General features: G+C 70.8%; 15 protein-coding genes. 6 read left to right on the plus strand and 9 right to left on the minus strand.

Annotated elements, in window-relative coordinates; translation table 11 throughout:
* Positions 1 to 24: 24 nt before the first annotated feature.
* Positions 25 to 756 (plus strand): nitroreductase family protein, encoded by a 732-nt coding sequence (locus F0344_RS04555; protein WP_185297537.1) that lies wholly within the window; start codon positions 25 to 27, stop codon positions 754 to 756.
* Between the two features lie 88 nt (positions 757 to 844).
* Here F0344_RS04555 and F0344_RS04560 read toward each other — a convergent pair whose 3' ends face one another.
* From F0344_RS04560 to F0344_RS04585, 6 genes are all read right to left on the minus strand, one after another.
* On the minus strand, positions 845 to 1,522 hold the full coding sequence (locus F0344_RS04560; protein ID WP_185297538.1) for a hypothetical protein: 678 nt from the start codon (positions 1,520 to 1,522) through the stop codon (positions 845 to 847).
* A 353-nt stretch (positions 1,523 to 1,875) separates the two neighbouring features.
* A complete protein-coding gene (locus F0344_RS04565; protein ID WP_185297539.1) occupies positions 1,876 to 3,015 on the minus strand; it encodes an XdhC family protein in 1,140 nt (379 codons plus the stop codon).
* Positions 3,016 to 3,053: 38 nt separating this feature from the next.
* Entirely contained in the window at positions 3,054 to 4,511 is a 1,458-nt protein-coding gene (locus F0344_RS04570) for an NCS2 family permease (protein ID WP_185297540.1), read from the minus strand.
* A 250-nt stretch (positions 4,512 to 4,761) separates the two neighbouring features.
* A complete protein-coding gene (locus F0344_RS04575) occupies positions 4,762 to 7,179 on the minus strand; it encodes a xanthine dehydrogenase family protein molybdopterin-binding subunit (RefSeq protein WP_185302514.1) in 2,418 nt (805 codons plus the stop codon).
* 2 nt (positions 7,180 to 7,181) lie between these two features.
* A complete protein-coding gene (locus F0344_RS04580; RefSeq protein ID WP_185302515.1) occupies positions 7,182 to 7,778 on the minus strand; it encodes a (2Fe-2S)-binding protein in 597 nt (198 codons plus the stop codon).
* A gap of 2 nt (positions 7,779 to 7,780) precedes the next feature.
* Positions 7,781 to 8,671, minus strand: a complete 891-nt coding sequence (locus tag F0344_RS04585) for an FAD binding domain-containing protein (RefSeq protein ID WP_185297541.1) — start codon at positions 8,669 to 8,671, stop codon at positions 7,781 to 7,783.
* 294 nt (positions 8,672 to 8,965) lie between these two features.
* Here F0344_RS04585 and F0344_RS04590 point away from each other — a divergent pair, with 294 nt between their 5' ends.
* Positions 8,966 to 10,744 (plus strand): PucR family transcriptional regulator ligand-binding domain-containing protein, encoded by a 1,779-nt coding sequence (locus F0344_RS04590; protein WP_185297542.1) that lies wholly within the window; start codon positions 8,966 to 8,968, stop codon positions 10,742 to 10,744.
* Between the two features lie 163 nt (positions 10,745 to 10,907).
* Complete coding sequence (locus F0344_RS04595; RefSeq protein ID WP_185297543.1) at positions 10,908 to 11,720, plus strand: hypothetical protein; 813 nt, start codon at positions 10,908 to 10,910, stop codon at positions 11,718 to 11,720.
* A gap of 9 nt (positions 11,721 to 11,729) precedes the next feature.
* Here F0344_RS04595 and F0344_RS04600 read toward each other — a convergent pair whose 3' ends face one another.
* Positions 11,730 to 12,485: a GntR family transcriptional regulator gene (locus tag F0344_RS04600; protein ID WP_185297544.1), complete on the minus strand. Its 756-nt coding sequence runs from the start codon at positions 12,483 to 12,485 to the stop codon at positions 11,730 to 11,732.
* A gap of 145 nt (positions 12,486 to 12,630) precedes the next feature.
* Between F0344_RS04600 and F0344_RS04605 the strand changes: the two genes are divergently transcribed.
* Complete coding sequence (locus F0344_RS04605; protein ID WP_185297545.1) at positions 12,631 to 13,479, plus strand: (2Fe-2S)-binding protein; 849 nt, start codon at positions 12,631 to 12,633, stop codon at positions 13,477 to 13,479.
* Positions 13,480 to 13,670: 191 nt separating this feature from the next.
* Positions 13,671 to 14,780, plus strand: a complete 1,110-nt coding sequence (locus F0344_RS04610) for a DUF2637 domain-containing protein (protein ID WP_185297546.1) — start codon at positions 13,671 to 13,673, stop codon at positions 14,778 to 14,780.
* A 45-nt stretch (positions 14,781 to 14,825) separates the two neighbouring features.
* On the opposite strand, the gene F0344_RS04615 is transcribed toward F0344_RS04610, so the two are convergent.
* Positions 14,826 to 15,197, minus strand: a complete 372-nt coding sequence (locus F0344_RS04615) for an ATP-binding protein (protein WP_258050235.1) — start codon at positions 15,195 to 15,197, stop codon at positions 14,826 to 14,828.
* A 353-nt stretch (positions 15,198 to 15,550) separates the two neighbouring features.
* Here F0344_RS04615 and F0344_RS36715 point away from each other — a divergent pair, with 353 nt between their 5' ends.
* On the plus strand, positions 15,551 to 15,826 hold the full coding sequence (locus F0344_RS36715; RefSeq protein ID WP_258050236.1) for a barstar family protein: 276 nt from the start codon (positions 15,551 to 15,553) through the stop codon (positions 15,824 to 15,826).
* Here the strand turns inward: F0344_RS36715 and F0344_RS04625 are convergent.
* Complete coding sequence (locus tag F0344_RS04625; protein WP_185297548.1) at positions 15,766 to 18,156, minus strand: M9 family metallopeptidase; 2,391 nt, start codon at positions 18,154 to 18,156, stop codon at positions 15,766 to 15,768. The genes F0344_RS36715 and F0344_RS04625 overlap by 61 nt on opposite strands.
* Positions 18,157 to 18,301 lie beyond the last annotated feature (145 nt).

The raw sequence follows: 18,301 nt of genomic DNA on the forward strand, positions 1-18,301 counted from the left end.
ACCGGCCCCGTAAACTCAGCGGTCATGATGAAGGAATCAGTTCAGGCCGACGCGTCCGCTCTTGACGGACCTGCCCTCTTCGCGACGATGTCCTCGATGCGCGCCATGCGCCGCCTCAAGCCGGACGCGGTGCCGGACGAGACGCTGGAGCAGCTGATACAGGCCGCCGTCTGGGGCCCCAGCGGGGGCAACATGCAGTGTTACGAGTACGTCGTCGTCACCGACCGCGACATGATGGCGCGCCTCGCCCCGCTGTGGAAGCGGTGCGTGGACTCCTATCTGGCGACGACCGGGAAGTACGCGCCGGCGGGCATGGACGAAGCGGCGTACGGGCGGATGGTCGCCGCGATCGAGTACCAGCGCGACCACTTCGCCGAGACCCCCGCGCTGATCATCCCGTGCTACCGCTTCCCGGAGCCGCGCATCGACGAGGAGGGCCTGATCGCCTCCGCACAGGCGCTCGGACCGGCGGGCACCGAACACTTGATGAACACGCAGACGCGGTTCCAGGCCCTCGCGGAGGGTTCGTGCGTCTACCCCGGCGTGCAGAACCTCCTGCTCGCCGCGCGCGGCCTGGGCCTCGCGGCGAACATCACCATCTGGCATCTGATGCTGGAGCAGGAGTGGAAGGAGACGCTCGGGATTCCCGAGGACATGCGGACGTTCGCGGCCGTCCCGGTGGGGTGGCCGCAGGGCAACTTCGGTCCCGTGCGGCGCCGTCCGGTGGCCGACGTCATCCACCGGGACCGCTGGTAGTCCGTGCGGACCGGCCGGGCGGGCCTCTCCGGCCCCCCGGCCGCCATGACCGTTCCCCGCGGCGGCCGCGCGGGGCGCCGGCCGGGCGTCAGAGGCCGGCCGGGTATCCGGTCTCCCTGACGTCGTCCGCCAGGTCCGCGAGGGTGATCTCCGGGTTGAGTGCGGCGACCACCTCGGCTGTCAGCGGCCGGAGGTCGTACACATGGCGGACGGCGGCCGGGTCCAGGGTGATCTCGTAGTAGTCCTCGGCCCATTCCAGGTAGGCGTCGGGGGTGCCCGCGACGAGGAGCTGGAACAGGTAGTCCGCGCCGTCCGCGCCCTCCCCCTCCTCGGGGAAGTCGATGTCTCCCGCACGCCACGCGCTGTCCGCGGTCTCCCGCCACAGGCACGCCGTCACCAGGGGCACCCCGGACTCGTCCTGGAAGGACGGCTCGGCCACGAAGGGCTGGAAGACGGCCGGGACGTCGTCGAGCACGCCGGGCCACAGCATGTCCTCGGCGTACGGGCTCATCGGTGACTCGTGGTCGAAGCCCCGGGCGTACGCGCCGGCGGGCGAGAAGACGATCGCGTACTCGTCACCCGAACCGTTGCGCATGGAGGCCATCTCCAGCGGCTTCCCGTCCGACGCGGACCACTGGGCGTCGTAGCTGTGCCAGCGGTCCGCCCACTCGCGGCACAGGATCGCGTCCAGCATCGCCATGGCACGGCAGAGGTCGCTGAGGGCGGATATCCCGGGCAGATGACGGGCGACATCGTAAACGCTCATGGCTCCATCCAACCGCACGGCCACCGTCAGGCGGGCAGCGCCTCTCGCCAGGACTCCCGGACGGCCGCAGGGGCCCCGGGGAAAGTCGGCTTTCTCCACGAGCGCGGAGACGTTGAAGAGCCGGCGGTCCAGCTTCCCCGCCGCGAGCAGTGCGGTCACCTAGTCTGGCAGGACGTGGATGTCGTCCCCCGCCTGCCGCACATGGACGCCGCCGGTGATCGGGGTGAGTTCGTGGCTCTCGGGCTGCGCCTGCTGATCTACCGGCGAAGGCCGGGTCACAGCCTCGTTCAGAACCGGCGTGAAACCGCCGTGGCGGTAACCCGCCCGGGAACGACCGCGAGCAACAGGGTCATTCAGGCCGCCGAGGTGAGCGGGGGTCCGTCCCCGTGGTGGATCGGGGTGTGGGCACCGGTGAGCGGGCGACCGCTTCCGCCGCGCCGCTCGGCGACGATCTCGGCGACGATCGACAGGGCGGTCTCCTCGGGCGTACGGGCTCCGAGGTCGAGTCCGATCGGGGAGTGCAGCCGGGCCAGTTCGGCGTCGGTGACGCCTGCCTCGCGCAGCCGTTGGTCGCGGTCGAGGTGGGTGCGGCGCGAGCCCATCGCGCCGACGTAGGCGACGGGCAGCCTCAACGCGGTCTCCAGCAGGGGGACGTCGAACTTGGCGTCGTGCGTGAGGACGCAGAGGACGGTCCGCGCGTCGACGTCGGTCGCCGCGAGATAGCGGTGCGGCCAGTCGACGACGAGGTCGTCGGCCTCCGGGAAGCGGGCCCGGGTGGCGAAGACCGGCCGCGCGTCGCAGACGGTGACCCGGTAGCCGAGGAACGCTCCGGCCCTGACCAGCGCGGCGGCGAAGTCGACGGCCCCGAACACGATCATGCGGGGCGGTGGGACGCTCGACTCGACGAGCAGGGTGACGGGTGCCCCGCACCGTGAGCCCTCGGCCCCGATGACGAGCGAGCCGGTGCGGCCCGCGTCGAGCATCGCCCGGGCCTCGGCGACCGCGGTGCGGTCGAGCGCGGGGTGTCCGCCCAGCCCGCCCTCGTACGTCCCGTCGGGGTGGACGAGGAGCGGGCGGCCGAGCAGTTCGGCGGGCCCTTCGGTGATCCGGGCGACCGCTGCCGCCGTCCCCGCAGCGGCGGCCGCGACCGCCGCGGCGAACACCGGGCGCGCGGGATCGTCCGCGCGCACCGGTGTGACCATGATGTCGATGACACCGCCGCAGGTCAGACCGACCGCGAAGGCGTCCTCGTCGCTGTAGCCGAACTGCTCCCGTACGGTCCTGCCGTCGACGAGGGCCTGCCGGCACAGCTCGTACACCGCACCCTCCACACATCCGCCGGAGACCGATCCGACCGCCGTGCCGTCACGGTCGACGGCGAGGGCGGCGCCCGGCTGCCGGGGCGCGCTGCCGCCGACGGCCACCACGGTGGCGACGGCGAACTCGCGTCCCTGCCCGACCCACCGGTGAAGCTCTGCGGCGATGTCCAGCATGGCGTGTCTCCTTGAGCAGCGTGCGGAGGGTGCGGATGTCAGTGGACGCCCAGCCAGCTCTCGATGGGACTGAGCGCGAAGTAGACGATGAAGATCACCGTCAGGCCCCACATGAAGGCCCCGACCTCCCGGGCCCTGCCCTGGGCGAGCTTGATGGCGGCGTACGAGATGACACCTGCCGCGACACCGGTGGTGATGGTGTACGTGAAGGGCATCAGGACGACGGTGAGGAAGACCGGGATGGCGACGGAGCGGTCGCCCCAGTCCACGTGCCGGGCGTTCTGCATCATCATGGCGCCGATGACGACGAGAGCGGCGGACGCCACCTCGGTCGGCACGATCGCGGTCAGCGGGGTGAAGAAGAGACAGGCCGCGAAGAAGAGACCGGTGACGACGGAGGCGAGGCCGGTCCTGGCACCCTCACCGACGCCGGTCGCCGACTCCACGAAGACGGTCTGGCCGGAGCCTCCGGAGACTCCGCCGATCGCACCGCCCGCACCGTCGATGAACAGCGCCTTGGAGAGGCCGGGCATCCGGCCCTTGTCGTCGGCCAGCCCGGCTTCCGTACCGACGCCGATGATGGTGGCCATGGCGTCGAAGAAGCCGGCCAGCACGAGCGTGAAGACGATAAGGCCGACCGTCATCACGCCGACGTCGCCCCAGCCGCCGAACTCCACCTCGCCGAAGAGCGAGAAGTCGGGTGCGGAGACCGCGCTCCCGGTGAGCTCGGGCGGGCCGCTGCTCCACGCCTTGGCGGGGATGCCGCCGACCGCGTTGATGATGACGGCGAGGACCGTGCCCGCGACGATGCCGATCAGGATCGCGCCGGGGATGTTGCGCGCCTGGAGCATGAAGATGAGCAGCAGGGTCACGCAGAAGATGAGGACGGGCCAGCCGGCGAGTTCACCGGCGGGGCCGAGCGATACGGGCGTCGCCGTGCCCTTGTGGACGAAGCCGGCCTTGTAGAGGCCGATCAGCGCGATGAACAGGCCGATGCCCATGGTGATGCCGTGTTTCAGCGCGAGCGGGATCGCGTTCATGATCAGTTCACGGAGGCCGGTGACCACCAGGAGGCAGATCACCACACCGTAGATCACACACATGCCCATGGCCTGCGGCCACGTCATGGCCGGGGCGACCTGCCCGGCGAGTACGCCGGAGACGCTGAGTCCGGCGGCGAGGGCCAGCGGGACCTTGCCGACGAAGCCCATCAGCAGGGTCGTGGCGGCAGCCGCGAGGGCCGTCGCGGTGATCAGGCCGGGCTGGCTGAGGAGGTTGCCGTCCACGTCCTTGCCGCCGAGGATCAGCGGGTTGAGCAGGAGGATGTACGCCATCGCCATGAAGGTGGTGACGCCGCCGCGCATCTCACGCGCGACTGTCGATCCTCGGTCGGATATGTGAAAGTACCGGTCGAGCCAAGACCGTCCGGCGGGGATGCGCGAGCCGTGGCCCGCGCTTTGCGCACCGGTCCTGGGCTCCACTGACTGCTGGGTCATGGTGCCTGACTCCCAAGGTTCACAGGGGCACCCGCGTGAAGACGAATGAATGCGGGATTTGGGATGGCTGCGTCGCGCAGCACACCCGGGGGACGGCCCGAGGCGAACTGTTCGTGCAGGTACAGAAGTACTGAGGCAGTACAAGGACCGCGAGCGGTGCGGTACTCGATTCCTCCGGACGGTGCGCCCACGCGGGGACGTGTGACGTTCACGGCAGCGCGCACCGCCCGGAGAGTTCATGGGAGCCGGATCAGGTGCCGGTGAGGTGCTCGGGTCGCACCGGCGTCCTGTCGAGCTCGAGTCCCGTCGCGTTCCGGATCGCCGCGAGGACGGCCGGGGTGGACGACAGGGTGGGGGCCTCGCCGACGCCGCGGAGCCCGTACGGGGCGTGGTCGTCGGCGAGTTCGAGCACATCGACCGGGATGGCCGGCGTGTCGAGGATGGTGGGGATCAGATAGTCCGTGAAGGACGGGTTGCGTACCTTCGCGGTCTTCGGGTCGACGATGATCTCCTCCATGACGGCGATTCCCAGTCCCTGGGTGGTGCCGCCCTGGATCTGCCCGAGGACGGACAGCGGGTTGAGCGCCTTCCCCACGTCCTGGGCGCAGGCCAGTTCGATGACCTTGACCAGGCCGAGTTCGGTGTCGACCTCGACGACCGCGCGGTGGGCGGCGAAGGAGTACTGGACGTGCCCGTTGCCCTGGCCGGTCCGCCGGTCGAACGCCTCGGTGGGCCGGTGGCGCCACTCCCGCTCGATGTCGATCGCCTCCTCCTCCAGTACGTCGGCCACCTCGGCGAGCACCTCACCGCCGTCCGTGACGACCTTGCCGCCCTCCAGGAGGAGTCCGGCCGTGGCCCAGGCCGGGTGGTACGAACCGAACTTGCGGCGGCCGAGCTCCAGGAGCTCCTCCCGGACGGCCTCGCAGGAGTGCTTGACGGCGCCGCCTGTGACGTACGTCTGACGGGAGGCGGAGGTCGATCCCGCCGAGCCCACCCGGGTGTCGGCCGGCTGGATGGTGACCTGGCTGACGCCGAGTTCGGTACGGGCGATCTGGGCGTGCACGGTGACGCCGCCCTGGCCGACCTCGGCCATCGCGGTGTGGACGGTCGCGACCGGTTCACCGTTGATGACCTCCATGCGCACGCGGGCGGTGGAGTAGTCGTCGAAACCCTCGGAGAAGCCGACGTTCTTCAGGCCGACCGCGTAGCCGACGCCGCGTACGACGCCCTCGCCGTGGGTGGTGTTCGACAGCCCGCCGGGCAGGGCGCGTACGTCGACGGTCCGGCCGTCGCCGCCGGCGGCGAGCCACTGCCGCTCGGGGGGCATCGGCCGGGCCTTGACCAGCCGCAGCAGTTCGGCGACCGGGGCCGGCGAGTCGCAGGGCTGGCCGGTCGGCAGGAGCGTGCCCCGCTTCATGGCGTTGAGCTGCCGGAACGTGACCGGGTCCATGTCCAGCTTCGCCGCGAGCTTGTCCATCTGCGCCTCGTAGGCGAAGCACGCCTGGACGGCGCCGAAGCCGCGCATGGCCCCGCAGGGCGGGTTGTTGGAGTAGAGCGCGAGCGCCTCGATGTCGACGTCCTCGATGGCGTAAGGGCCGACCGAGAGCGAGGAGGCGTTGCCGACGACCGCCGGGGAGGCCGACGCGTAGGCGCCGCCGTCCAGGACGATCCGGCACTTCATGTGGGTGAGCTTGCCGTCCTTGGTGGCGCCGTGCTCGTAGGAGAGCTTCGCCGGGTGCCGGTGGACGTGGCCGAAGAAGGACTCGAAGCGGTTGTAGACCATCTTGACGGGCTTGCCGCTGCGCAGGGCGAGCAGACAGGCGTGGATCTGCATCGACAGGTCCTCGCGTCCGCCGAAGGCACCGCCGACGCCCGAGAGCGTCATACGGATCTTCTCCTCGGGCAGACCGAGGACAGGCGCGATCTGCCGGAGGTCGGAGTGCAGCCACTGGGTGGCCACGTACAGCTCGACGCCGCCGTCCTCGGACGGCACGGCGAGACCGGACTCCGGGCCGAGGAATGCCTGGTCCTGCATGCCGAAGGTGTACTCGCCCCTGACGATCACGTCGGCGCGCTGCGCGGCGGCCTCGGCGTCACCGCGGACGATCGGCTGGCGGTGGACGATGTTGGGGTGCGGGACGTGAGCGATGTGGTGGTCGTCGCGGCTCTCGTGGACCAGGACCGCACCGGGGGCGGTCGCGGACGCCTCGTCGGTGATGACCGGCAGCTCGGCGTAGTCGACCTTGATCTTCGCCGCGGCGCGCCGGGCGGTCTCCGGGTGGTCGGCGCAGACGAGCGCCACCGGCTCACCGTGGTGGCGGACCTTCCCGTGGGCCAGAACCGGGGTGTCCCGGATCTCCAGGCCGTAGTTCTTGCATGCGGTGGGCAGGTCGTCGTAGGTCAGCACCGCGTGGACGCCGGGCGTCGCGACGGCCTCACCGATGTCGATCGACCTGATCTCGGCATGGGCGACGGTGGAGCGGAGCGTGTGGCCCCACAGCATGTCCTCGTGCCACATGTCCGAGGAGTACGCGAACGCGCCGGTGACCTTCAGGGTGCCGTCGGGGCGCAGCGTGGACTCGCCCACACCGCCCCTGGTCCTCGACCCCTGGGAGATGTCGGTGGGAGTGCCGGCCGGGACGGAGGAGACCCGTGGTGTGTGCGCCATGGTCATCGGACCGCCTCTTCCTGACGGGCCGCGGCGAGGCGGACCGCGTCGAGGATCTTCTCGTAACCGGTGCACCGGCAGAGGTTGCCGGAGAGCGCCTCGCGGATGTCCTGGTCGGTGGGCGAGGGGTGGGACTCCAGCAGTTCGTCGGCGGCGACCAGGAGGCCGGGGGTGCAGAAGCCGCACTGCACGGCACCGGCGTCGATGAACGCCTGCTGGATCGGTGCGAGCTCGCCTGCCTCACCGCTCTGCCCGTCGGTGGGCTCCGCCTGCCACCGACGGGCGGCGTCGAGGCTCGTGCCGCAGCTTCCGGAGGTGCAGCCGCCGCCTGGGTGGATGTCCTCGCGGTGCCTGGCGTAGGCCGCGAGGCCCTCCACGGTGACGATTCCGCGGCCCTCCGCCTGGCCTGCGGCGACGAGACAGGAACACACCGGCACACCGTCGAGGCGCACCGTGCAGGATCCGCATTCGCCCTGCTCGCAGGCGTTCTTGGAACCGGGGAGGCCCATGCGTTCACGCAGGACGTAGAGGAGGGATTCGCCCTCCCAGACGTCGTCGGCTTCCTGCGGACGGCCGTTGACCGTGAAGTGCACTCGCATGGTCACGCAGCTCCTTCGAGAGTGCGGCCGGCGCCGCGGTACTGCTCCCAGGTCCAGCCCAGCGTGCGGCGGGCCATGATGCCGACTGCGTGCCTGCGGTACTTCGCGGTCCCGCGCACGTCGTCGATGGGGTCGCAGTCGCCGGAGGCGAGCTCCGCGAACTGCTTGGCCACCGAGGGGGTGATGATCTTGCCGCTCTCCCAGAACCCGCCCTCGTCGAGCGCGGCGTTCAGGAAGTCCTCGGCCGTCCTCGCCCGGACGGGTGTCGGGGCGGCCGAACCGATACCGGTGCGGACCGTACGGGTCCGGGGGTGCAGGGCGAGGCCGAAGGCGCAGACGGCGATGACCATCGCGTTGCGCGTGCCGACCTTGGAGAACTGCTGGGGGCCGTCGGCCTTCCTGATGTGGACGGCCCTGATCAGCTCGTCCGGGGCGAGGGCGTTGCGCTTGACGCCGGTGTAGAAGGCGTCGATGGGGATCATCCGGGTTCCGCGTACCGACTCGGCCTCGACCTCGGCTCCCGCGGCGAGGAGCGCGGGGTGGGCGTCACCGGCGGGCGACGCGGTGCCCAGGTTGCCGCCGACGCCGCCTCGGTTACGGATCTGCGGTGAGGCGACGGTGTGCGAGGCGAGGGCCAGGCCGGGCAGCTCGGCCCGCAGGTGCTCCATGATCGCGCTGTAGGGGACGGAGGCGCCGAGTCGTACGTGGTCCTCGCCCACCTGCCACTCGGCCAGCTCGGCGACACGGTTCAGATCCAGGAGGTACTCGGGCCGCCGGTGATCGAAGTTGATCTCCACCATCACGTCGGTGCCACCCGCGATGGGCACGGCCGTCGGGTGCCCGGCCTTGGCGGCGAGCGCCTCCTCCCAGCTGGCGGGGCGAAGGAAGTCCATGAGTGGCCCTCTTCTTCTCGGTCGGTCGTGCGCTGTGCCGGGGGGCGTGCGCTGTGCCGAGGGGCGGCCGGTCCTCGACCGGTTTCGTTCATCTGTCGTTCACGCGGCGTGTGACCCAGTACACAAGCCAGGATCCGGCCAGTGCAGTCACCGAAACCATGAAGGAGTTGGCTGGTCTCCTCCCTGGTCTTGTAGATTCGAACGAATGGTGCGGTTCAGCAACCTCACCGCACCTCACAGGTATCCCCCGCACCTGTTCCCCCCGCACCAACGAAAAAGATCGGCGGCAACGAGATGCGGCTGCGCGCACTGCTGGACACCGACGCGCTGGGCCTGCGGCTGCTCGGCGGAGACGACGAGCTGGACCGCACGGTCCGCGGGGTCATGACGACCGACCTCCGCGACCCCAGCCGCTACCTCTCCGGCGGTGAACTGGTGCTCACGGGGCTGGCCTGGCGCCGTGACGCGACGGACTCCGAGCCGTTCGTCCGGATCCTGGCGGGTGCCGGGGTCGCCGGACTCGCGGCGGGCGAGGCGGAACTCGGCGACATCCCCGTCGATCTGATCGAGGCGTGCCGGCACCACCGCCTTCCACTCTTCGCCGTGAACGAGACCGTGGCATTTGCAACGATCACCGAGCACGTGGTGCGCCAGGTCTCCGGCGAGCGGGCCGGCGACCTCGCCGCGGTCGTGGACCGCCACCGCAGACTGATGACGTCGGGGCCGACGGGCGGCGGCCCCGAGGTCGTCCTCGACCTGCTCACCTCCGACCTGGACCTTCGCGCGTGGGTGCTCTCCCCCACCGGCCGCCGGATCGCCGGGGCGGGCGAGTCCCTGCCGGGCCCCGTCGGCGCCTCGCTGGCCGGACACCATCTCGCCGCCACCCGCACCGGCCGCCGGGGTCCCCATCGGACGACGGTGGACGGTACGACGTATTCGCTGTTCCCGATCCGGAACACCGGGCGGGGCGCGGTCCCGCCCTCACGCGATGTGCGCGAGTCGGTGCTCGCCGACTGGCTGCTCGCGGTCGAGGCCGACGCGGCCGACTGGCCGGCCGCCCGCCTCGACCTGCTCCAGGGCGTCACCCAGCTGATCGCGGTCGAACGGGACCGGCGCGACGCGGCCCGCACGGTACGCCGCAGGCTGGCCCAGGAGGTCCTCGAACTGGTGCAGGCGGGCGCCGCTCCCACCGAGATCGCGGCCAGACTGCGGGTCGCCGCCCCGGTGCTCCTTCCGGGTCTCGGCACGGCTCCGCACTGGCAGGTCGTCGTCGCCCGGGTCGAATGGGCCGAGGACGGCACGGCAGGCACGGGTACGGGCGCGGCGGGTACGGGCACGGCGGGTACGGGCACGGCGCAGGACATCGCGGGCGGCCCGGTGGCCCAGGCACTGCTGGAGGAGATCCTGGTCGACCCCGCGGTGACGGGCCCCGACACGGCCGACCGGATCGCGGTCGCACACATGGGCGAGGAGGCCATCGCCCTCGTACCGCTGCCGGCGATGCCCGCGCACGGCGCCGATGCGGCCACTGCCGACGCCTCCGGGGCCGGACCGGCGGCCCTCAAGCAGCAGGATCCCGCGCTGCACGCCGACATTCTGCTCGCCGCCGTCCGTGAACCGCTCGCCGCCGGTCTCGCCGACGACGGCCGGCTGACACTCGGTGTCAGCGCGGCCGTGCATTCCGCCGAGGGGCTGCGCGGCGCACTGGAGGAGGCGCGGCACGCCCGCCGGGTCGCCGCGGCCCGTCCGGGCCGGGTCTGCGCGGCCGGGCACCACGAGCTCGCCTCACACGTCCTGCTGCTGCCCTTCGTCCCGGACGACGTCCGCAGGGCGTTCACGGCGCGGCTGCTGGACCCGCTGCGCGACTACGACTCACGCCACCGCGCGGAGCTGATTCCGACCCTGGAAGCGTTCCTGGACTGCGACGGTTCGTGGACCCGCTGTGCGGCCCGGCTGCACCTGCACGTCAACACACTGCGCTACCGCGTCGGGCGGATCGAGCAGTTGACGGGGCGTGACCTTTCGCGCCTCGAGGACAAGCTCGATTTCTTCCTCGCCCTGCGTATGAGCTGACCCCCGGGGGGCCGGGCGGCGGCACGGCGTTCCGGCCGATTGTGAAATCTTTCACCTGACATTGCCCGGACCCCTTGGCCCGGCGTGCCATTCCGTGCTGAGATGCGCCCAGACTCAACAGCTCGACGGCGTGCTCGGGGAGGGCAATGTGGCGCATACCGCCATGTCTGGTTCCGGAACGACAGCAGATGACGATCCGCCGCTCCAGACAGCGGTATGGCGACTGCGCTCGCGCGCCTGCTGGACGGACGCGGCCGCTCTGCTCGCACCACACGCGGCCACCGATCCGGCTGCCGCGCTCCAGCGCACCGCACTGCTGACCGAGCGGTGTCTGTACACCGCGAAGGGCTGGACGGACGCCGAGGACGCGCTCCGCAACGCCGAGGCCCTGGCCCACGACGACGCCGAGCGGGGGGCCGCCGCCTGCGAGCGTGGCCACCTGGCCTACGCGTCGACGCTCCTCGGGGTACGGGACCGGGCCGACGAGGCGAGCGTGGCCCTGAGCCGGGCCGCCGCCCTGCTCTCCCCCGCGGCTGCCGGACGGCCGCTGCTGGACTTCCGCCGGGGCCTGATCGCGCAGAACATCGCCGATTCGCCGCAGTCCGCCCGCGCCGCGTACCGCAGGGCGCACGCGGGTGCCACGGCCCAGGAGGACGAGCTGCTGCTCTCCTTCACCTGGCGCCATCTCGCCTCGCTCGCCCTGCGCGAGGGTGAGCTGGCCGAGGCGCGGCACGGTTTCACGGAGTCGCTGCGGATCAGGGAGGAGCTGGGCTACCTCGTCGGTACGGCTCCCGCGCTGATGTCCCTCGCAGACGCCGAACCGGAGCCTCAGGCGGCCCGGCTGCGGGCCGAGGCGGGACGGCTGTTCCGGCTGCTGGGCGGCGTACCCACCTGGCTGGCCCCGCAGCTGGAACCGGCGCTGCCGCAGCAGGCCCGTCCGCTCGGCGACGCGGCGGGGGCCTGGCGGGTCAGATGACCGCGCCGGTCAGCTCTCCGCGCCGGTGAAGTGTTCCCGCACGAGCGACTGCACGACGTCGAGGTTCCGGGCGATCAGCGCGTCGAGCAGCGCCGTGTGCTCCACGGCGTCGGCGAGCAGGTCGGCGCGGCGGGTGGCGGGGTTGCTGACGAGTGGCCACTGGGACCTTCGGTGCAGGTCGTCGGCGACCTGCACCAGCTGGTGGTTCCCGGCGAGCGACAGGACGGCCTGGTGGAAGGCCCGGTCGCTCTCCGCGTAGCTCGCGCGGTCACCGACGGCGGCTGCCGCGACCGTGGCGTCGGCCAGCGGGCGCAGCGCCGTCCAGTGGCCGGTGGGGACGGTACGGGCGAGCCTGAGCATGACGGGAACCTCGATCAGGGCCCGCACCTCGGCCAGCTCGGCCAGTTCGCGCGGCCCGCGCTCGCTGACCCGGAAGCCCCTGTTCGGTACGACCTCGACGGCGCCCTCGGTGGCCAGCCGCTGCATCGCCTCGCGCACCGGCGTCGCGGAGACACCGAACCGGGCACCGAGCGCCGGGGCGGAGTAAACCTGGCCGGGGGCGAGCTCCCCGTCGACGAGAGCGGCCCGCAGCGCGTCGAGGATCTGGCCGCGCACCGAGTGCCGCTGGACCGTACGGGGGGCGGGTGGCTCACTGTGGGTGTGCTCTCCACGGGCCTGTTCGTGCACCCTCGCCGACGGGACCCCCGGGGGTGTGGTGCCCGCGTACGACAGCCATGAGTCCTCACGCGCACTGCCCTGCTCCACCGGACCTCCTCGGCCTGCCGTGGGCTCGGCTCACGTGCGCCATGCCCGGTGTGCACGATAGGCGGAGGAAGCCCCGGTTCACACATCGATCAGGTCGGGTAAGGTAAGGCTAACCTTTAGACGATCTCGATTCGGTGGTCCCTGCATGACCTTCACCACGCTGTTCACCGGCACTGCGGCATCCTCCGTGGCCGCTGCGTACGCACGCCTGGCCGAGGTCTTTCCCGGCCTGCGTGCCGAGGTGCTCGCGGAGGACGCCGCGGCGCCCTCCGGCACCGGCTGGGTGGGCGCGGCGGAGCTCGCCGGGGGCGGCGCCGCCCTGGACGCCTTCCTCGCGTGGGACAACGCGCAGGTGCTCCGGGACTACGGACAGCAGGCGCGCCCGGACGTGGTGGCCAGCTTCGGACTGCACCGCTACGCGTGGCCGGCCTGTCTGCTGGTGACCGTGCCGTGGTTCCTGCACCGCAGGGTGCCGCGCGTCCCCGTCGAGGACGTCGCCTTCCAGCGCGCGCTGGGGCACCTGACCGTCCGGGTGAGGGAGTTCGCCTGTCTGCCGGACGACCCCGCGGCCTCGCTGCCCGGCGCCCGGGTCGTCCCCGACGAGGCGGCGCTGCGTGCCGAGGTGCTGGACGCCGTGGCTGACCACCTGGGCCCGGTGCTGGACGGCTTCGGGCCGCGCATGCGGCGTGGCAGGCGGGCCCTGTGGGGCATGGCGACGGACGAGGTCGTCGAGGGGCTCTGGTACATCGCGCATCTGCTGGGCGAGGAGCGCCGGGCGATGGCGGAGCTGGAGCTGCTCCTGCCGGGCACCACCAAGCCGTACGTGGGCACCGCGGGGTTCCGTGAACTGACCGGCCCGCAGGGCGAATCACTGCCGACCCGCGACCGGGCGAGCTGCTGCCTCTTCTACACACTGCGCCCCGAGGACACCTGCGTCACCTGTCCCCGGACGTGCGATGCCGACCGGGTACGGAAGCTGACGCCCGCATCCTGATCCACACTCCCGTCCCGGTGACTCACCTTCGAACGTGACTACGCTTCTCCGTAAGGCCGTTCGAGAACATTCCGCTCATCCGTATGCCTCGCCACCCCAATGGCGTTCTCTTACCCCGAAACCGCCTGAGCCGGGCGGTGTTTCCGTCACGATGGCGCCCGAAACGCCCTACGCGACGCAAGGGACCGCGCATGAGACTGACCGACATATCGCTTGACTGGCTGCTTCCGGGCGCCGTACTGCTCGTGGGGGTCATGGCGGCAGTGACGGTGGTCGCACGCGGCAAGCGCGCCGCCGGCAAAGCATCGGCCGACGACAACTGGGAACGCAGCGAGGACCGCCGCCGGCGCAAGGAGGCGCTCTACGCCACCGCCTCGTACGTGCTGCTGTTCTGCTGTGCCGCGGTCGCCGCCGCACTCTCCTTCCACGGGCTCGTCGGCTTCGGCCGGCAAAACCTCAGCCTCTCCGGAGGCTGGGAGTATCTGGTCCCGTTCGGCCTCGACGGGGCCGCGATGTTCTGTTCGGTGCTGGCGGTACGAGAGGCCAGCCACGGCGACGCGGCACTCGGCTCCCGGCTGCTGGTGTGGACGTTCGCCGGCGCCGCCGCCTGGTTCAACTGGGTGCACGCGCCGCGTGGCATGGACCACGCGGGGGCCCCGCACTTCTTCGCGGGCATGTCGCTCTCGGCCGCGGTGCTCTTCGACCGGGCGCTGAAGCAGACCCGCAGGGCCGCCCTGCGCGAACAGGGCCTGGTGCCACGCCCGTTGCCCCAGATCCGGATCGTACGGTGGCTGCGGGCGCCCAGGGAGACCTTCGGCGCCTGGTCGCTGATGCTCCTCGAAGGCGTACGCACCCTGGACGAGGCGGTCGACGAGGTCCGCGAGGACCGACGGGAGAAGGAGCAGGACCGGCTCCGCAGAAGAGGCCAGGAGAAGCTGGACCGGGCCCACATCAAGGCCCTGAACCGGCAGAGCCGGGCCTGGGGGCGAGGCGGTCGCGGCGGACAGCAGGACGTACCCGCCCTCGTGCCACCCCAGGGCGCCGCAGCCCAGGGCGTCGCGGAGCCCGCCATAACAGAGCCGGGACAGCTGCCCCTGCGGCCCCGGCCATCCCTGGAAGCCGTGACCGGCGCGAGCTCCAAGGGAGCGCAGAACTCCACGATTTCTCCGATCCCCCCGGCGCCGGCCGCGATCGGTGACCCCAGGACCATCGACCTCACCGCCGAGGACGACACCCAGACCCTGCCCCGGCTCGACTCGCTGGAGCAGAAACTCAAGGACCTGGAGCAGCAGTTCGGCTGAGCACGTCCCGGTGGGAGGCCGTGTCAGGGCCTCCCGCTGAGCGGTTCACGCGGTCGCGTTCACACCGTTCAGCTCGAACCAGACCACCTTGCCCAGCATCTGCGCCGTGACACCCCAGGCGTCCGCCAGGCTCCGAACCAGGATCAGACCCCTGCCGTGCGTACCGTCGTCGGCGTTCGGTACGTACGGCTTGGGTGCTGCCCCGGACATGAAGTCCCGCACCTCCACGCGCACTTTCTCCGGCCCCGCTGTCACGGTCACGACAGCGCCGTGGCGCGTATGGATCAGCGCGTTCGTCACGACTTCACTCAGCAGCAGCTCCGCCACCTCGGCCGCCTCTGGCTCGGACCGGCAGCGCAGGAAATCCCGCAGCGCCCGCCGCACTTCCCCCACCCCTGACAGGTCGGCGTGCCCCAGTCTGCGACGCAACTGGACCGACCGGCTCCCTCGATGACTCATCGTTTCCCCCGCCCGCACAGTGAATCGACCTCCTTCGTTCCACAACCCTCGAACACCTTCCCGGGATGCATGCCCCGCAGGCGGACACTCACGCTTTCCGACCCGTCACCATGTGAACGGCGCGCGTCCGCGGGGCACAGGCGCACGAACCACCCGGTCCGGATCCGCGCCGCAACACCCCACCTGCGGCGCGGATCCCCCGGCCCTGCGAGGAGGCCGGACTTGTACGCTCCACACATGACCGTGGTCTATGTGATCGAGGGGTCCAGGTGACCGGCCTGGAGCGGTTCTGGGAGGTGATCGGTGACGCCGTGAACGGCCCCGGGGGCTACTTCGGCCGCAACCTCGACGCGTTCGCGGACTGCCTGAGCGGCGGAACGGGAACCCCGGACGACGGCGACTTCTCGCGGGCCGCGGCCCTACGCTCTTCGACCGGCTGTGGAGATCATCAGGGAGCGCGCGGGCCCGGACACGCTGCGGCTGAACTGACCCGAGCGCGGGCCGGGTCAGTTCAGCCCCGGAGGGTTCAGTACCTGGTGGAGACGCTCACGCCACCGAAGCCCTGGGCGGCGTGCAGGCTGATGTAGTGGGCACCCGCCTTCGGATTCAGCACGGTCAGGGTGTGTGCGTTCCCGGCGCCGGTCGCCCGGGACGTGTAGCTGGACACCATCGCCCAGCTGTTGGTGTTGTAGTAGAGGTCGGCGTCGCCCGTACCGCCCGCGGTGGTGATCTTGAGCTCGGTCGTGCCCGCCGGAACATAGAGGTACAGATAGGCGTAGTTGCCGGTGGTCGCCGTCAGACCGCTGCGCTTGCAGTCCTTGTCCAGCTGCCTGGTGTCGTGGGCCGTGCACTCCGGTCCCTGATCCGGGGGCGGAGTGCCGGTGCTGCCGCAGTCCCCTGCCCCACAGGCGGTCAGCCAGGAGTTCCAGTCGGCGTCGTAACGGTTGCCTATGGTGGAGGTGAGCAGGGTGCGGGCGGCGTTCCAGTCGCCGCTGCGGTAGAACCCGAGCAGCCTGTCGATGTCCGGGCGGTGCGACTGAAGCATGTAGCGGACCGCCAGGTATCCCCAGCTGTAGATCCGCGTCTGGTCGGCGTTCTCGTAGGTGGTGTCGAAGAGGGTGCGCAGGGTGTAGGTGCGCTTCGCGGCCTGTGCAATTGCGGCGTCATAGGTGACCTTGCGGTACGAGTACGAGACGTACTCCGCGAAGCCCTCGACCCACCAGATGGTCGGCGTGGTGAGGCCGGCCCCGAAGTCCCCGTACATGTTGAAGCGGCCGTCGAGGTAGTGCGTGTACTCGTGGTTGAGGTTCCAGATCTGGAACACGGGCCGGACCCACTCGGCCTCGTAGGCGATGAAGCGGGGCTGGTTGCCCGCGGCGGCAGGGTCTCCCTCCAGGTACATTCCGCCGTTGTTGGTGTCGATCCCGAAGATCGCTCCGGCGTAGGTCTGGTAGTCCGCGCTCGAGTCGAACACGACTACTTCGATGGTGCTGTTGCGGTCATCGCTGACCGGTCCGCCGTCCCTGGTGATGTCGTGGAAGTAGGCGTCCTGGTTGCGCAGGCTCGTGCAGCTGGCGGCGAGGTCGGTCGCCGACACGTCCTGCGCCCGGATACGGATGCTGTCGCTGCAGGCGTGATCGACGGGCAGGACGGCACTCTTGAGTCGTGTGACCAGGTTGCAGGTGTCGTAGTACGCACAGTTGGCCCTGTCGTAGTTGTCCGTCATCTCGGCGACGCCGACCCAGAGCGGTGCCGTGCGGCCGGTGATGGAACTCTTCTTGAGCAGCGCCGCAGCCAGCGGCGCGGTCCTGTCGCGCAGTGACGACTCCTGGAGGAAGCGGGCGAGCTCCCGGCCCGCGTTGGAGGTCAGGTACGACTGTTTGGTACCCAGCAGGTCCAGATGAGCCGAGGCGAACTCGTGGAGGGCGCTCAACAGGCTGGGATCAGCTTCCACCGCTTGGACGAACTCGGGCAGCTGATGGCCGCGGAATGTCACCGTGTACACGTTGTTGATCGCGTTCAGCATGTACCAGGAGCTGTTGTACGAGGAGTTGTAGCCCGCCAGCAGCCGCTTGACCACGTACAGATACCGGGCGTTCTGCTCGGAGCTGTCGATCAGCGTGACGGCCTCGGCCAGTGTCTCCCCGTTGGCGTCGGTGACATCCGATGAGCGCGAGGAGGCGAAGAAGGCGTCCAGCCCGCCACGGATGGCGGCCTGAAGCGTGGGGCCGTAACTGCCCACGGTCGACGGGTCGTAGTACTGAACGTAGTAGCCCGCCCTGAGGAAGAGCACCAGCTGTGGCATACCGGTACTGCTGTCACCCGGGTAGTACGCCGAGCCGTCGCGCAGGGCGCGGGCGATGGTGACCATCTGTGCCTCGCGAAAGGCGAGATAGCCGTCGTTGCCCTTCACGCCGAACAGGGTGTTGACACAGTCGGTGGTTGACGTCTTGACCTGCTGGACGAGAGCGCTGCCGGTTCGGCTGGTGAAGTCGGTGACATTGCACGCGGCAACGGCAGCGATTCCGGCTGACTTCGCCTTGGCCCGCGCCGCGGCCTTCATGGAGGGCGCCGGGTGGCTCGGGTCCGTACTGCCGGGCTGGTCGTAGTCCCGTTTGAGCGCGTCCTTCGACGCGGACAGGGGGCCTCGGTCCGCGGGCTTCAGGGGTGCACGATCGGCGTGGTCGGCCTCGTCGGCAGGCGCGGTGAGCGCCTCGGCGGCGGGACCACCCGGCCCCTGCGAAGGGACCTCGGCCTTGATCTCGGCGCCGGCGCCGGCGCCGGCAATCGTCGCGGTGGCCGCCCCGGCCACGAGGGAGCGCGGCTCGGCTGCCTGGCTCGGCGCGGACAGCAGCCCAACGCCCAGACAAGCTGCCAGAGCCACGGTGGACAGCCCGGTGAATCTCTGTCGAACCATTCGGTTCTTCACGTTCCGCCTCCCAGCGGTGTGTTGGCCGCGCGGCGGTTGCGCGGCCGTAGGGGGGTGGAGCGAGAGGTGAAGACGAACAGGGTCGTCCGACTGCACTCACGTTGTGGCATGAGCACGACCTCTCCTCCTGCGG

Source organism: Streptomyces finlayi (assembly GCF_014216315.1).
Taxonomy (GTDB): Bacteria; Actinomycetota; Actinomycetes; order Streptomycetales; family Streptomycetaceae; genus Streptomyces; species Streptomyces finlayi_A.

Coding starts and splice junctions, on each gene's coding strand:
- F0344_RS04555 (WP_185297537.1), top strand. CDS start 25: ATGATGAAGGAATCAGTTCAGGCCGACGCGTCCGCTCTTGACGGACCT.
- F0344_RS04560 (WP_185297538.1), bottom strand. CDS start 1,522: ATGAGCGTTTACGATGTCGCCCGTCATCTGCCCGGGATATCCGCCCTC.
- F0344_RS04565 (WP_185297539.1), bottom strand. CDS start 3,015: ATGCTGGACATCGCCGCAGAGCTTCACCGGTGGGTCGGGCAGGGACGC.
- F0344_RS04570 (WP_185297540.1), bottom strand. CDS start 4,511: ATGACCCAGCAGTCAGTGGAGCCCAGGACCGGTGCGCAAAGCGCGGGC.
- F0344_RS04575 (WP_185302514.1), bottom strand. CDS start 7,179: ATGGCGCACACACCACGGGTCTCCTCCGTCCCGGCCGGCACTCCCACC.
- F0344_RS04580 (WP_185302515.1), bottom strand. CDS start 7,778: ATGCGAGTGCACTTCACGGTCAACGGCCGTCCGCAGGAAGCCGACGAC.
- F0344_RS04585 (WP_185297541.1), bottom strand. CDS start 8,671: ATGGACTTCCTTCGCCCCGCCAGCTGGGAGGAGGCGCTCGCCGCCAAG.
- F0344_RS04590 (WP_185297542.1), top strand. CDS start 8,966: ATGCGGCTGCGCGCACTGCTGGACACCGACGCGCTGGGCCTGCGGCTG.
- F0344_RS04595 (WP_185297543.1), top strand. CDS start 10,908: ATGTCTGGTTCCGGAACGACAGCAGATGACGATCCGCCGCTCCAGACA.
- F0344_RS04605 (WP_185297545.1), top strand. CDS start 12,631: ATGACCTTCACCACGCTGTTCACCGGCACTGCGGCATCCTCCGTGGCC.
- F0344_RS04610 (WP_185297546.1), top strand. CDS start 13,671: ATGAGACTGACCGACATATCGCTTGACTGGCTGCTTCCGGGCGCCGTA.
- F0344_RS04625 (WP_185297548.1), bottom strand. CDS start 18,156: ATGGTTCGACAGAGATTCACCGGGCTGTCCACCGTGGCTCTGGCAGCT.